Annotated in this window: 10 protein-coding genes; 4 read left to right on the plus strand and 6 right to left on the minus strand. The window is 68.6% G+C overall.

Annotation, left to right across the window (positions count from 1 at the left end; genetic code table 11):
• Positions 1-78 precede the first annotated feature (78 nt).
• The 3 genes from H1S04_RS18165 to H1S04_RS18175 all read right to left on the minus strand — a co-directional run bounded on the left by H1S04_RS18165 (position 79) and on the right by H1S04_RS18175 (position 4,856).
• Entirely contained in the window at positions 79-1,173 is a 1,095-nt protein-coding gene (locus H1S04_RS18165) for an OpgC domain-containing protein (RefSeq protein ID WP_181746897.1), read from the minus strand.
• Positions 1,170-3,224 (minus strand): glucans biosynthesis glucosyltransferase MdoH, encoded by a 2,055-nt coding sequence (mdoH, locus tag H1S04_RS18170; protein ID WP_181746898.1) that lies wholly within the window; start codon positions 3,222-3,224, stop codon positions 1,170-1,172. The genes H1S04_RS18165 and mdoH overlap by 4 nt, the downstream gene beginning before the upstream one ends.
• Before the next feature lie 75 nt (positions 3,225-3,299).
• A complete protein-coding gene (locus H1S04_RS18175) occupies positions 3,300-4,856 on the minus strand; it encodes a glucan biosynthesis protein (protein ID WP_298948160.1) in 1,557 nt (518 codons plus the stop codon).
• Between the two features lie 336 nt (positions 4,857-5,192).
• On the opposite strand from H1S04_RS18175, the gene exbB reads away from it, so the two are divergent.
• From exbB to H1S04_RS18195, 4 genes are all read left to right on the plus strand, one after another.
• The gene (exbB, locus tag H1S04_RS18180) at positions 5,193-6,122 is read left to right on the plus strand and encodes a tonB-system energizer ExbB (protein ID WP_181746900.1); all 930 of its coding nucleotides are present in this window, start codon (positions 5,193-5,195) and stop codon (positions 6,120-6,122) included.
• Position 6,123: 1 nt separating this feature from the next.
• Entirely contained in the window at positions 6,124-6,591 is a 468-nt protein-coding gene (exbD, locus tag H1S04_RS18185) for a TonB system transport protein ExbD (protein WP_181746901.1), read from the plus strand.
• Positions 6,588-7,475, plus strand: coding sequence for an energy transducer TonB (locus H1S04_RS18190; RefSeq protein ID WP_181746902.1), 888 nt, complete (start codon positions 6,588-6,590; stop codon positions 7,473-7,475). Before exbD ends, H1S04_RS18190 begins: the two co-directional genes overlap by 4 nt.
• Before the next feature lie 83 nt (positions 7,476-7,558).
• On the plus strand, positions 7,559-8,572 hold the full coding sequence (locus H1S04_RS18195; protein ID WP_181746903.1) for a siderophore-interacting protein: 1,014 nt from the start codon (positions 7,559-7,561) through the stop codon (positions 8,570-8,572).
• Between the two features lie 378 nt (positions 8,573-8,950).
• On the opposite strand, the gene H1S04_RS18200 is transcribed toward H1S04_RS18195, so the two are convergent.
• The 3 genes from H1S04_RS18200 to H1S04_RS18210 form a co-directional block, all read right to left on the minus strand.
• Positions 8,951-12,301 (minus strand): error-prone DNA polymerase, encoded by a 3,351-nt coding sequence (locus tag H1S04_RS18200; RefSeq protein ID WP_181746904.1) that lies wholly within the window; start codon positions 12,299-12,301, stop codon positions 8,951-8,953.
• A 205-nt stretch (positions 12,302-12,506) separates the two neighbouring features.
• The gene (locus tag H1S04_RS18205) at positions 12,507-14,006 is read right to left on the minus strand and encodes a DNA polymerase Y family protein (protein WP_181746905.1); all 1,500 of its coding nucleotides are present in this window, start codon (positions 14,004-14,006) and stop codon (positions 12,507-12,509) included.
• Positions 13,936-14,622: a hypothetical protein gene (locus tag H1S04_RS18210; protein WP_181746906.1), complete on the minus strand. Its 687-nt coding sequence runs from the start codon at positions 14,620-14,622 to the stop codon at positions 13,936-13,938. The genes H1S04_RS18205 and H1S04_RS18210 overlap by 71 nt, the downstream gene beginning before the upstream one ends.
• Positions 14,623-14,679 lie beyond the last annotated feature (57 nt).

The following is a 14,679-nucleotide window of genomic DNA, read 5'->3' on the forward strand; positions in this document are numbered from 1 at the left end:
TCCGCCACCGCGCCGCGAGGGGAGGTACGCGACGAGCGCGGCGGGGGCAGCGGGGTCAAAAGGGGGGCAACGATCGCGTCAGCGGGCGCTGCGCCTCTCGGCCAGCACCCCCACCAACCACAAGGCCCCCAGCGTCCACAGATCCACCGCCAGTCGGCGCTGCCAGTTCGTGTGTCCCGGTGTGTTCATCAGCGCATCGCCCAGCACCGACAGCAGCACGCAGGCCACGAAGGTCACCAGTCCGCCGCGGCCGATCACCGCCAGCGCCCGGCCGGGCGCGGTCCCGGCCAGCCGGGCCAGCGGACGGCCCAGCGGTACCGCGACCAGCCAGCTTGCCGCAAGAATGGCAACATAGCGCATGCCGTCCAGTGACCACTTGTCGACCGGTCCGACCAGCCCCCACAACACGTCCGAGATCGCCTTGCCCTCGGGGCCATAACGCCACAGCTGCGCCATCCCCAGCGAATAGATCACGATCACCGTCGACAACGCCGTCAGTCCGGTGCGATGGCGCAGCAGCACCGGCATGAACCGCTTGCGGAAGGCGCCCATGGCGATGCCGGTATGAAACAGCGCCTGCCAGGCGAAGGGGTTGAACAGCAGGCCGCCCTCGACCCGCTGGTTCGGCAGGTGCAGGTTCAGGGGCACCGACACCGCCCACAGCGCCCCTGAACCGATGGCGAAAGCCCAGGGCCAACGCAGCAGAAGCGGCACGGTGATCGGCGTGAAGGCCAGCAGGATCACGTAAAGCGCCAGCACGTCCAGCAGGTTCGGCTGCATCCACAACGTGCCCAGCGTGACCACATAGCCGACCGGGAACTCGACGATCCAGCGCGCATATTCCGACCAGATGGCGGTATGGGGAAAACCCGCCGCGAACAGGCCGCGCGACAGCAGCGCCAACAGGACACCCCCCGCAAGCAGCGCCAGCCAGACCTGCCCGGCACGGCGCAGAAAGCGCCATTGCGCGGCGCGGCGCCCGTGCCGGGCCTCGATCCCGACCCAGACGAGGCCGACCAGAAAGCCTGACAGCAGCACGAACAGCTCGGCCGCGTCGAAAACGGCGAAATTGGCCAGCGTATAGCCGCGCAGCACGCCGACCGGCATGTGATCGAGCATGATCGCCGCCAGCGCGTAGCCGCGCAGCATGTCGAGCGCGAGGATTCTGCTCATTGCGGCAGTCGTGCCCAGCGGTCGAGAAGGGCGGGCGTGTTCAGCAGAGCCGCGCGTTCAGCACGGTCAAGGAAGCTGAGCGCCTGTCCCTGCGTGCTGGCCACCGCGATCTTGGCCGCGGCCGAAATCTCGGGCAGGCGCCTGTCGATCGGCAGATCGGGCTGTGGCGGGATCATGGCGGTATAGGCCGCCCGCGCGCGAGGGTTCCGGCCCAACTCGGCGGTGGCGTTTGCCGGGCCGCGCAGGCGGCGGGCGTGGGCCACGCTGGCGGTCAGAACCGGTGGCGGGTTGCGCTCTTCCGGCGTGACCAGCAGATCGGCCTGGCGCGCCCAGCGGCCCAGCACGGCCGAGGCGCTCCACCGCGAGGTCAGTGGCGCCAGGATCAGGCCGGCCAGGATCGGCGCCAGCCAGATCAGTTGGGCGGGCGACAGATAGGCCAGCACCAGCCCGATGCCGACACCGGCCGCGACATGAATCCAGTGCCGCCGCAGGACCACGCCCCAGGGCGGCATCGAGCCCTTGCGGACCTGGCTTTCCCAGCCGGAGTTGCGGCCCATCAGGATCTCGGCGATCTGGCGGGTCTGGATCAGCATCTGCACCGGCGCGATCAGCGTGGACATGATGATCTCGAACACGGCGCTCAGCGTGATGTGGACCTTGCCGCCGGCATTGGCGGCCAGCGGGCGGCGCCAGGCGCGGATGACGGCGATCAGCTTGGGCAGCAGCAACAGCGCCGCCGAGGCGATCAGCAGCCAGATCATCCGGCGCGCATCGAAGGTCGGCCAATCGGGAAACAGCTGATAGGTGCTGGGGAAGTAGGTCGGGCTGGACAGGATGACGATGGCGGTCAGGATCAGCCCGGCGACGATCATCGCCAGCCAGATCGGGCTCATCAGAAAGCCAAGCATGCCGATCAGGAAATGGGCGCGGCTGATGGCGGTAAAGCCCTTCGCGCTGATGACGCGGACATGCTGCAGGTTGCCCTGCGCCCAGCGGCGTTCGCGCACGGCCATGTCCAGCAGCGTCGGCGGGCTGCCTTCGTAGCTGGCGCGCAGGTCCCAGTCCAGCCGGACCTTCCAGCCGGCGCGGCGCAGAAGGGCTGCTTCGACGAAGTCATGCGACAGCACGGTGCCGCCCCAGGGCGGATTGCCAGACAGCTCCGGCAGGCCGCAGCATTCGGCGAAGGCGCGGACGCGGATCATCGCGTTATGTCCCCAGAAATTGCCGTTATCGCCCGACCAGGCGGCGACGCCGCGGGCGATGGCGGGGCCGTAGATGCGGCCGGCGAACTGGATCACCCGTGCGAAGATGGTCTGACCCTGCACCAGCATCGGGATGGTCTGGATCAGCGCCAGCGCCGGATCGGCCGACATCCGCGCCGACATCTGCCGGATCACGTCGCCCGAGACCACGCTGTCGGCATCCAGCACCACCATCTGGTCATAACGGCCGCCCCAGCGGCGCACGAATTCCGCGATATTGCCCGCCTTGCGGCCGGCATTGTCGGTGCGGCGGCGATACCAGACCGGAATGGGCGCGTCTTCGCGCAGCTTGGCCACGGCAAGCGCCTCGGCGACGAAGTTATCGGGATCGCGGCTATCGGACAGCACGAAGATCTCGGCCCTGTCGGCCATGCCGGCCTCGGCGATCTGATCGGCCAGGGCGGCCAGCAGGCCCATGCTGTCGGCGGGGTCTTCGTGATAGACCGGCATGACGATGGCAATGCGGGCGTTGCCGTCATCGGCAGGGGTTTCATACGGGCGTGCCACAAGGCCCGCCAGCATGGAAAAGAAGCTGAAACCGATCCAGGCGAAGGTGATGCTGAACAGCGCCAGCAGCACATATTGCATCGGCAGGATGTTCGCGCCGAAGGCCGCCCACATCTGCCACGCACCGAGGGCCGTGACCAGCGCGGCGCCGCCAAAGGCGATCAGCCGGGCCAGCCGCACTTCAGGCGCGGAGGGCTGAAAGGCGGGACCGGGCGGCGGGGCGGCGGCAAAGTCCTGCACCGGCATGTCCAGCGGCGCCTCGGGCGGGGTCGACGGGGGCATCGGTGGCAGATCGTCCGCCTGCGCAGGACGCGGCGGCGGCGACTGCGTGCTCGGGTCGTATTCTGTTTCCAACGGTCAGCCCTCGGACCAGCGGAACAGCCAGGTTTCCGACAGATCGACCTCGCCCGCTTTCAGCACCGCGCTGAGATCGGCCATCTGCGCTCCTTCCGGACTATATTCGAAGGCCAGGCGCATCAGCCCCTGCTGCGGCAGGCGCAGCAGATAAGGATGCTCGATCTTGCCGGCGGTGGCGTTGACCTGAACCTGCGGATCCTCGCGGCCCTCAAAAGGGGCCAGATCAAAATCGATGAAGAAGCTGCGCGCGCCCTTGCGGTTGATCGACACCCCCGAGCGGGTGGATGTCACCTGCGCCAGCGTGGTCGGCGGCACGACCTGATCTCCGAAGGCCAGGGTATAGGCGAAATCGGTGCGGTTTCCCGGCTCCAACGGGGCCGAGGGTTGCCAGTAGCTGACGATATTGTCGTGGAACTCGCTCTCCACCGGGATCTCGATCAGGGCGACATTGCCCTTGCCCCAGTTGCCCGTGGGGCGGATCCAGGCCGAGGGGCGGCGTTCGTAATTCGCCTCGGCATCCTGATATTCGGCGAAGTCGCGGGGGCGCTGGATCAGGCCGAAGCCGCGCGGGCCGTCATCGACAAAGGCCGAGATCTGCAGCTTGGCCGGGTTCGACAGCACCCGCCACAGCCATTGCCCGGCGCCGGTAATCATCTGCAGCCCGTCGCTATCATGGACGGCGGGGCGGTAATCGTCCTGGCCAGCCGCGTCGGCGGGGCCGAACCAGAACATCGAGGTCAGCGGCGCCACGCCGAAATTGGTCAGCGTGGTGCGCGCAAACAGCGCCACGCGGATGGTCATCACCGATTGCGCGCCCGGCGCCAGCACGAATTCGAAGCCGCCCGCGACAGATTTGCTGTCCAGCAGTGCCTGGATGGTGATGGTGCCGGTGTCCGGGTCGGGATCGTGAATCCAGAATTCGCGGAAGACGGGAAACTCCTCGCCCGCGGCGCTGCCGGTGCCGATGGCCAGACCGCGCGCCGACAGCCCATAGCGGCTGCCGCGTCCGAGGACGCGGAAATAGGACGCGCCCTGGAACACCGCCAACTCGTCCAGGATGTCGGGTTTGTTCAGCGCGCTGCGGATGCGGAAACCCGACCAGCCCATGTCGCCCGGGGGCGCCTGGGCGGCATCGGGCGGGAACTGCGCCGGATCGAAATCGAAGACCGAGGGGTCGAAGGGCAGCGGCTGCGGCGAGCCGTCTCGCACGATGTTGATGCGCACCGGTTCGTAGAAAATCATCCCCGGCGACAGCAGATCCAGCCCGAAGCCCGGAATATCCTTCCACGGATCGGCGTCTCGCTTGAACCGGATCGCGCGATACTTGTCGTAGTCGATATCCTTGAACGGCCCACTCAATGGCGCGGCCGGCGATTTCCAGTCACGTGCCGCCCAGCCTGCCGCGATCGCGGCGACGCTTTCAAAGCCGAACGGTGCCGAAGACTCGGTCTCGGGCTGCGGCTCGGCGGTGGCGGGCGAGGTCTGCGCCTGCGCGGATGACACCTGGCTGAGCGCGAAGGCGGCCGAGATTGTTCCAAGAAAATAACGACGTTTCACGCTGAATGATCCGGCAAGATGATACTCATCGGGTGTTAAGACATCGCTGCGATGACAGCAAGAAATGGCTGTATCTTTATAGGGCCTTGGGCGGAAATTTGTCATTTTTTTGTCGCCGGACCCGCCCATATTCGCCATTTTCGGTCGCAGTGCGGCGTGGCGCCGCGGGGGTGGACCGACCCGCTGCCTGCGGCTGGGCGCGGCGAATGCCGCCGATGCAGTGGATACGAAACGGCCTCGCATGGTGGGGGGGTGATGTTGACAATAATACTCGGATTTGAAATATGCCCGCCATGCCCTCCGCCCGGTCATGCAACCCTGAAGCGAGTATGTGCCATGTCGAAGCCCGGAATTCATCGCCTCCCATCGCTTGCCTGCCTGGCCTTCGCCGTTCTGGGGCCGGGCGCGTCGATGGCGCAGACAACACCTGCGGCCACCGAGGGGGCGCCCTCGGTGCCCAACGCCGCGCCAGCCGCTGCCACCACTCCCGCGCCCGCTGCCGCGCAGGTTCCGGTCCCGGCTGCGACCGACTCGCCGCCGGCCGAGACCGCGGGCGCCCTCTCGATCCCCGAAGCGATGCTGCCGCATGATCTGTCGCCCTGGGGGATGTTCATAGGCGCCGATATCGTCGTCAAAGGAGTGATGGTCGGTCTGGCCTTCGCCTCGGTGCTGACCTGGACCATCCTGATCGTCAAGCTGCTGGAAATGCTGGCCGCAACACGCAATGCACAGCGCAGCGCCCTCCTGATCGCCACTGCCCCCACCCTGGCCGAGGCCGTCGCCGCCAGCGCCAGGCGCACCGATCCGGCCAGCCGGATGCTGCGCGCCGCCGCCGAGGAGGTCGACCGATCGGCCCCGGCCATCGAAGCGGCCGGCACCGCCGGATTGAAGGAGCGGGTCGCCTCCTACCTGTCGGGCATCGTGTCGATGGCGGGCCGCAAGGCGGGCGTGGGCACCGGGCTGCTGGCCACCATCGGGTCCACCGCGCCTTTCGTGGGGCTGTTCGGCACCGTTTGGGGGATCATGAACAGCTTCATCGGCATCTCGGAAGCGCAGACCACCAACCTCGCCGTGGTGGCGCCGGGCATCGCCGAGGCGTTGCTGGCCACCGCGCTGGGGCTGGTCGCGGCCATTCCCGCCGTGGTCATCTATAACTTCTTCGCCCGCCAGATCACCGGCTATCGCCTGCGACTGTCGGAGGCGGCGGCTGGTGTCGAACGCCTTGTCAGCCGTGATCTGGACTTCCGCCCCCGGGGGAGGGATTGAGATGGCGGGTCGACTGCAGGATGACGATTCCCTGACCGAAAACCACGAAATCAACGTCACGCCCTTCATCGACGTGATGCTGGTGCTGCTGATCATCTTCATGGTCGCGGCGCCGCTGGCGACGGTGGACATCAATGTCGATCTGCCGGCCTCGCGCGGAGCGGCGTCGCAACGGCCCGCGCAGCCGGTCTGGCTGACCATCGCGGCGGATCGCTCGCTGGCGCTGGGGCAGGTTCCGGTCACGCAACAGGCGCTTGCGGCGCAACTGGACGCGGAAACCGGCGGTGACCGAGAAACCCGGATTTTCCTGCGCGCCGACAAGGCGGTCAGCTATGGCGAGGTGATGGAGGTGATGAACCTGCTGCGCGATCACGCCTATACCAAGATCGCCCTGGTCGGTCTGGACGCCACGGCGTTGCCCCCAGCCGGGACACCGGCGGCTGCAGTCCCTGCGGACGCAGCGCCATGAACTGGAGCGGCGCCCTGCGCTGGGGGGGTATCGGCGCGGCGGTGGCCGCGGCCCATGTCGCGGCTGGCATCTGGGTGGAGCGGGCGGCGCAGCGCAATGCTGTCCTGACGCTGCCCGCGCCGGTCTTTGCGGAATTGCTGCCCGAACGCGCCGCCCCCGCGCCGCCCGCCGAGGCTGCCCCGGCCGAGGAAAGCGCGGCTGAAACCGAGCCGCAGCCACTGCCCGAACCCGATCCCAAGCCCGAGCAGGCTGAAGCCCCGGCGCCGGAGCCGGCCGAAGCGCCCGAGCCGGAGTCGGCCCCCGATTTCGAGGTGCCGCCACTGACGGAACTGCCGCCGATCACCGATTTTTCGGAACTTCTGCCCGAATCGGCGCTGGCGCTGACGGCCTCCGAACGGCCCCGAACCCGACCCGAGCGGCGCGCGCCAGAGCCTCGGCAGGTGCGCCGCGATGACAGGCCCGAGCCGCCAAAGGAAGAACCCCGCCGCGCGCGCGCGCCCGCGCAGACCCAAAAGGCCGAGCGCGCCGCGCCGTCCGAAAACGCGACATCGCAGCGCCGCGGCGGCCCGGCGCAGGGTCAGGCACGCGCCGGCACCGGCGCCAGCAAGGCGCAGATGGACAGCTGGACCAGCAGGGTTGGCGGTCGGGTGGCCTCGCATATGAAGCGCACGCGCGTGCCGGGTGGCGGTCGGGGATCGGTGACGATTCAGGTCTCGGTCTCGATTTCGGGGAATGGCGCGGCCTCTGCGCGGGTAACCAGTTCGACCGGAAATGGACAGGTCGATGCCGCCCTGGCGCGGCAAGCGGGGCGGATGCCGCGGATGCCCGCGCCGCCGAACGGGCAGGGTGCGTCCTTCGTGCTGCCGATCAGAGTTGATCTGTAGGGCGTTGGGCCGATGCGCCATAAACTTGGTAATTTCAGTCGGAATTATTATTTCACCCCCGTCCTGACTTGGGAGACGCCCGCATGAGACATACCCCCCTGCCGCAGTTCCAGGCCGAGGCCCCCGTCGCCATCGCCTTCGACGTGCTGGACCAAATGCTGCGCGACCAGGCCGAACAGCACGGCCTGGCGCTGCATTCCGGGCATGGGCGCTCGACCTGGGTCGAGATAGGGCAGGGCGAATATGGCGCGCGGCGTCAGGGGGACGGCGTGATTGTCTTCGCCCGCGCGAACAGCCGCGACTGGCTGTTTACGCTGAAGGAGGCGGCGACGGCCCATGTGGCGGCCTTGGGTTGCGTGACGGCGCAGGCGCTCAATTGGACGGGACCCGAACAGGCGGGCGCCTTTCCGCCGAATTTCAGCCTTGGCCGGGTGGCATGGGTTCGCCCGCTGGGGACGGATTTCCTGCGTATGCGGATCGACGCGGGCGACATCGCCCGGCTCGGCCGCGACATGATCCATTTCCGCATCGTGTTGCCGCAGCCCGATGGCCCGACCGAATGGCCGCGCCTGTCCGAAACCGGGCAGGCGATCTTTCCGCAGGATCTGCACCGGCCGGCCTATACGGTGTCGGCCATCGACGTCGATGCGGGCTGGCTCGAGACGGATATTTTTGTCCATGACGGGGGGCGGATCTGCGATTTCGCCAGCCGGACAGAGGCGGGGACGGAACTGGGCGTGATGGGACCGGGCGGCGGCGGGGTGCCGCTGGCGGGGCGCCTGCTGATCGGCGGGGACGAAACCGCCTATCCGGCACTGGCGCGCATCATCGCCGCGCAGGCGCCCGAGGCGCGGATCGACTGCCACCTGTTCGGGGTAAGCGCGGATTATGCGCTGCCTGCCCATCCCGGTCTGCGCCTGACCCACAGCCCCGCGGGCGAGGCCGATCTGGCCGCGACGCTGACCGAAATCGGTGCCGAAAAAGTCTGGATCGCCACGGAAAAGGGCCGGCTTCAACCACTGAAGCAGGCGGTGCTCCGCCATATCCCGAAGGACCGGTCGCATCTGGCCGCCTATTGGAACGCCTCGGCCGGCTAGCGCGCCGGGCCGATGTCGTGGGTCGCGGGCAGCGCGGCCTCGGCGCCGTTCGTATCGATCCGGGCCGCATTCAACCCTTGGGTCCGGGAGTGTCGCCCGGCTTTCCAAAAGATCATGGTGAGCGTCAGGCCCGTATTCCGTGCGTGACAGGCTGCAGGTCCCCTCCCGTTGCCGCCAGCCACATCCGACCAGACGCCGCATGGCGGTAGGCCGTCGACGAGGAAGGCCGCGGCCAGTGGATAGGCCACTTCTGCAGTTGCGCCGGGATCATGCGGCCGAAACCCAGCCGAAACATGCACATATGGCGGGATGCTTGGCGATTGATGCGCGCGGCGTGGTGCCGCTTCAGCGTGCCCCGGCACGGCCGGGAACGGTCCATCAGTGAAAATCGCGCGAGTTCGGCAGCACCCGCAGGTTGCGCGGATGGCTGCGTCCCGTGGCGCCGGTCGGGGGGGCGGGGCCGGTCAGGCCGGCCAGCCGGGCCAGCACGTCGCTGCGGTCGGTCAGGCTGTGGACGACGACATGGGTAACGCCTTCGGCGCGCTGGATGCCGCCCTCCAACGCGAGGACGCGGGCGGTCATGGCGGGTTTGCGGAAGGCCTCGAACACCTTGGGCCAGAGAACCAGATTGGCGCTGCCGGTCTCGTCTTCGATGGTGACGAAGCACACCCCCTTGGCCGATCCGGGGCGTTGGCGGATCAGCACCAGCCCGGCCAGCTTGACCGAAGCGCCATTGCGCAAACGCCCGAGGTCGCGGACGCTGACATAGCCCTGCGCGCGCAGGCTGGCGCGCAGGAAGCGCATCGGATGGGCCTTCAGCGACAGGCGCAGGGTCTGGTAATCGGCCACCACCTGCTCGCAGGCCGGCATCGCGGGCAGGGTGACGGGCGGATCGGCGCCCTCGTCCACGGCGAACAGCGGCAAGGGTGGCGCGTCCTTCAGCGCGCGGGCGTCCCACAGGGCCGCGCGCCGGTCCAACCCGCAGGACCCGAACGCATCGCCTTCCGCCAGCCGGCGGATCGCGGGGGCAGTCAGCGGGGCGCGGCGCTGAAGATCCTCGGGATCGGTATAGGGCGCATCGCGGGACGCAATCAGACGCGCGGCGTCTTCAATGCGAAAACCGTCGATCTGGCGCAGGCCAAGGCGCAGGGCGAAGGGGTGGGGCGGCGCGCTGTCTTCCGCTGGCGCCGGAAGGTCTGGCGGGTAGGGAAGCGCCCCGTTTCCCGCGGCGGACCGCCCCCGCTGGGGGGAAGAATCGCCCATGACGCAGGGTTCCAACCTATTGTCCCAATCCGAGAAATTCACATCGGCGGGCAGCACCGTCACCCCATGTTCGCGGGCATCGCGGACGATCTGGGCCGGGGCATAGAAGCCCATCGGCTGGCTGTTCAGCAGGGCGGCGGCGAAGACGCCGGGATAATGCAGCTTCAGCCATGCGGACACATAGACCAGATGCGCGAAGGCCGCCGCGTGGCTTTCGGGAAAGCCGTAATCGCCAAACCCCTTGATCTGGTCGAAGCAGCGACGGGCGAATTCGGGATCATAGCCGCGCCCTACCATGCGTCCGACCATCTTCTCCTCCAACTCCCCGATGGTCCCGCGCGAGCGGAAGGTGGCCATGGCCTTGCGCAGCTCATTCGCCTCGCCGTCGGAAAATTCCGCCGCGACCATGGCGATCTTCATCGCCTGTTCCTGAAAAATCGGCACGCCTCTGGTCCGGCTGAGGATGGTGCGCAACTCATCCGGGTCATGACCCGGACCCGGCGAAGGATAATCCTCGACTTCCTTTCCATTGCGGCGGCGCAGATAGGGATGGACCATATCGCCCTGAATGGGGCCGGGGCGGACGATGGCGACCTCGATCACCAGATCATAAAAGCATTGCGGACGCAGGCGCGGCAGCATGTTCATCTGCGCCCGGCTTTCGACCTGAAAGACCCCGACGCTGTCGCCTTCGCACAGCATCTCATAGACCGCAGGATCGTCGGCCGGGACCGAAGCCAGTGTCAGATCCTTCCCGTAATGGGCGGAAATCATGTCGAAAGACTTTCGGATGCAGGTCAGCATCCCCAACGCCAGCACATCCACCTTGAGGATGCCGAGCGCGTCGATATCGTCCTTGTCCCATTCGATGAAACTGCGCTCGGGCATGGCACCGTTGCCGATGGGCACGGTCTCGGTCAGCGGGCCTTCGGTCAGGATGAAGCCGCCGACATGCTGGGACAGATGGCGGGGCATGCCGATCATCTGCTCGGCCAGCCGGATGGTCATTGCCAGCCGCTTGTCGCCCTTGGGCAGACCGGCCTGACCGGCATGTTCCAGCGCCTCGCCCCAGCTGCCCCAGACGGTGTTGGCAAGCGCTGCCGTCACATCCTCGGACAGGCCCATGGCCTTTCCGACCTCGCGGATGGCGCTGCGCGGGCGGTAATGGATCACGGTCGCGCACAGGCCGGCCCGGTCACGGCCATATTTTTCATAGATGTGCTGGATCACCTCCTCGCGGCGTTCATGTTCGAAATCCACGTCGATATCGGGCGGCTCGTCGCGGGATTCGCTGATGAAGCGTTCGAACAGAAGCTCGCTGGTGGCGGGATCGACTGGGGTGATGCCCAGCACGAAGCAGACGGCGCTGTTGGCGGCCGAGCCGCGCCCCTGACAGAGGATGCCTTCGCCGCGCGCGAAATGGACGATGTCATGGACGGTCAGGAAATACTGGGCGATGCGCTTCTTCGCGATCAGGGTCAGTTCATGCTGAAGCTGGGCGCGGACCTTGTCGGGGATGCCTGTGGGATAGCGTTCCGCCGCCCCCGCCCATGTCAGTGCGGCGAGGTGGCTTTCCGGGCTTTCGCCCGCGGGCACGGTTTCGTTCGGATATTCATAGGCGAGATCGGTCAGCCGGAAGGCGCAGGCCTCGGCGACGATGCGGGTCTGCGCCAGCGCATCGGGCCAGCGGGCGAACAGGCGCGCCATCTCGGCCGGGGATTTCAGGTAGCGTTCGGCATTGGGGTTCAGCCGCCGTCCGGCGCGGTCGATGGTCACGCCTTCGCGGATGCAGGTCATCACATCCTGCAAGGGGCGGCGGTCGGGGGCGTGGTAATGCACGTCATTGGTCGCGAGGATCGCCAGCCCCGCCGCCCTCGCCGCCCGGTCCAGCCGGTTGATCCGCGCCACGTCATCGCCGCGATAGAGATAGGAGGCCGCGACATGGCGCAGCCCCGGCAGCCGCGCGGCAAGGCCGGGCAGGGTGGCCAGATCGGCGCGGCTGCAGCGCTCGGGCGGGATCCAGATCAGCTGCAGGCCCTCGGCATGGGCCGCCAGATCGTCGAGGCTGAGATCGCAGGCCCCCTTGGCCTGCCATTTGCCGTCCAGATCATGCCGCCGTCCCTTGGCGATCAGCGTCGACAGCCGCCCGTAAGCGGTCCGGCCGGTCGGATAGGCCAGAAACGCCGTGCCGTCCGCCAGCACGATCCGCGCCCCGATCAGCGGCCGCATCTGCGCCTTCACGGCGGCGACATGCAGCCGCACCACGCCCGCGAGACTGTTCAGATCCGCCACCCCGATCGCGTCATGGCCAAGCGCATGGGCGGTCAGCACCAACTCATCCGCGGTGCTGGCGCCGCGCAGGAAGGAGAAGGGGGTGGTGATGCCCAGCTCGACAAAGCCCGCTGGCGGGTTGGGGGTGAAGTCGCCCGACAGAAGCGGGCGCTGGGGACGTTCATGCTCGGGCATCAGGAGGAGACCTTTGGAAGGTCGGTCCGGCGCGGGAGTGCGTCCCGTTGTGCATCACTCATGATGCCGCCATGAAGGCGGGTCCGGCGCGGTTCCGGTCCTGTCCGGGGCGTCTTCCGGCAGGATCCGGCCCAGCCCCGGCCTACGCGCGATGCGGGCCGGTTGTCCGCAGCATCGGAGCCGCAGAAAGGTTTATGCTTGGGCATCACGCGAAAACCCCCTGCACGAACCAGCGCGGGGCGGGGCCGCGTCCGTCGCCGGCCAGACCCTCGCGATAGAGCCACAACCGCTGGCCGCGCTCGTCCTCGATCTTGTAGTAATCCCGCAGCCGGGTGCCGGGGTGGTCCAGCCACCATTCCGGGGCGATCCGCTCCGGTCCCTGCCAGCGGGTGATGCGGGTCGGCTTGCCGCGCCACTGGAATTGCGCGGGCGGGCCTTCGGGGACGGCGTAGAGGACGCGGACCTCCTCGGGCGGATCGAGCATCCGGGCCGGGCGGTCCTGCGCCTCCGTCGCGATGGGGGGCGGGATGCCGTGCAGGGCGGTCTCGGTGTGGCTGCGCTCGGGGATGTGGCTGTCCAGAAGCGCGGGCCTGCGCAGTCGGTCCGCGCCAAAACGCGCCGCCAGCCGATCGATCAGGCGCGGCAGGTCGCGGCTTTCGTTGGCCGCGCCGCCCAGATCGCGCTGCGTGGGGGCGAAGGCTTCGGTTTCCGGCGCCGCAAGTTCGATCAGGTCGAAGCCGAAACCGGGGTCGATCCGCTCCAGCCGGTCGCGGAACAGAAAGACCATGTGATCGGGGTCGCGGGTGGGAGAGGCCGCGCCCGCCTCGATCCAGCGTATCTCGCCATCGGTGCGCCAGACGGACAGGCGCAACAGGCGCGCGCCCTGCGCGGCGGCCGAGAGGGCGCGGCACAGTGCGGCGGCCAGATCGGGCAGGTGATGGGTGGCGTCCAGCACCGGCTCGGGCAGGCGGGACTCGACCCGGAAGCGGACAGGCGGATCGGGCGGGCTGATCGGTTCGGGCAGCCGGCCCATGGCCTGATCCAGCCGGATCAGCGGGTTGTCGGCCGCGTCATGGCGCGCGAACCGCCGGGCAAGCGCCACGCGCGGCATCGCCGCCAGATCGCCCACCGTCTTCAGCCCCAGCCGGCGCAGAATCAGGGCGGTGGCCTCCGACAGGCGCAGTGCGGCGACCGGCAGCGGATGCAGCGCCGCGCCGTCATAGGCGATGCCCGCCGCGTATCGTGACAGCGCCCAGGCCGCGCCCCATGTCGGCCCAAAGGCGACGGTTGCGGCATGGCCCAGCCCGGCCAGCTGATCGCGGATCGCGGTCAGCATCCCGGCCTCGCCCCGCCAGAGATGGGCGCTGCCGGTCGTGTCCATGACCAGCCCCGGCGCGCCGGGCCCCGAGGCGTCCACCGTCGTCCACGGACAGAAGCGCCGCGCCCACAGCGCAAGCTGCGCCAGGGCGGCGGCATCACCCGCCGGATCGGCCGGGTCGGCGCGCAGATCGGGCAAGATCGCCCGCATGTCGGTCAGCCGCGCGCCGAGGGTGATCCCGGCGGCGCGTGCCACCGGGTTGGCGGCGTGAATGACCGGCCCATGCGTGCCCTCGACCCACAGTGCGAAAGGGGTATTAGCCGGTGGCGCGCTGCCCGCCTGCGGGGCCGCCGCCTGATGCTGCGCTGCCCGTGCCAGTTGCCGCATCCGGCGTTCTACGGGCAGGTTCGGCAGCGAAATGCAGACGATCCGGCGCGCCATCCGATCCGGCTTCATGGCTGACCACCCAGACGCCCGGCCGCTTGTCGCGTGCGCGCAGCAGTTCCACCCGCCACAGCGGCGCGCCGGGAGCGGCGGCATCGTCCGGGTTCGGCGCCGAGGGCAGCGCCGTCACCTGCCAGCGGTCGCGCAGCGCGCTGGGTTCGGGCCGTGCCGCATGGCGGATCAGCCAGAGGGTGACGCCATGCGCCTCGGCCCGCAAGGCAAGCCGGCGGGTGGCGGTAAAGTTCAGCGCCGTGGGGTTGCCGTGGATCTCGGCCACCACGGCCGAAAGCGCCGGACAGGCCAGCCCTTCCTCGGCCGCGATCAGCACGTCGCGCGGATGCGCGGGCCGCATCAGCAGCGCCTGCGGCAGCGCCCCGGCCAGCGAGGGGCGCCCCGCCAGCCGCGCGCTTTGCCGGTCCTGAAGCCACAGCACCGGCCCCTGCAGATGCGCCATGACAAAGCCCTGAAACGCCCCATCGGGGGCGGCAAACACCTCGGCGCTGCGAGCCGGAGGGGGCGCAGTGACAGGGGTGTTGGCGGGCAGGGTGGAGAGGCGCATTCATCTGACATGATTCTAGAAAGTTCTTCATTTGTTCTACCTCTTTCGGTTCGCCCG

The sequence above is a fragment of the Paracoccus sp. S1E-3 genome (assembly GCF_013868135.1).
Lineage (GTDB): Bacteria > Pseudomonadota > Alphaproteobacteria > Rhodobacterales > Rhodobacteraceae > Paracoccus.

What these genes read in the sequence shown, in the direction of transcription:
- H1S04_RS18205 (WP_181746905.1), bottom strand. Translation starts at nt 14,006, where the DNA reads ATGCGGCAACTGGCACGGGCAGCGCAGCATCAGGCGGCGGCCCCGCAG.
- H1S04_RS18210 (WP_181746906.1), bottom strand. Translation starts at nt 14,622, where the DNA reads ATGCGCCTCTCCACCCTGCCCGCCAACACCCCTGTCACTGCGCCCCCT.
- exbB (WP_181746900.1), top strand. Translation starts at nt 5,193, where the DNA reads ATGTCGAAGCCCGGAATTCATCGCCTCCCATCGCTTGCCTGCCTGGCC.
- exbD (WP_181746901.1), top strand. Translation starts at nt 6,124, where the DNA reads ATGGCGGGTCGACTGCAGGATGACGATTCCCTGACCGAAAACCACGAA.
- H1S04_RS18165 (WP_181746897.1), bottom strand. Translation starts at nt 1,173, where the DNA reads ATGAGCAGAATCCTCGCGCTCGACATGCTGCGCGGCTACGCGCTGGCG.
- H1S04_RS18190 (WP_181746902.1), top strand. Translation starts at nt 6,588, where the DNA reads ATGAACTGGAGCGGCGCCCTGCGCTGGGGGGGTATCGGCGCGGCGGTG.
- mdoH (WP_181746898.1), bottom strand. Translation starts at nt 3,224, where the DNA reads ATGCCCCCGTCGACCCCGCCCGAGGCGCCGCTGGACATGCCGGTGCAG.
- H1S04_RS18195 (WP_181746903.1), top strand. Translation starts at nt 7,559, where the DNA reads ATGAGACATACCCCCCTGCCGCAGTTCCAGGCCGAGGCCCCCGTCGCC.
- H1S04_RS18200 (WP_181746904.1), bottom strand. Translation starts at nt 12,301, where the DNA reads ATGCCCGAGCATGAACGTCCCCAGCGCCCGCTTCTGTCGGGCGACTTC.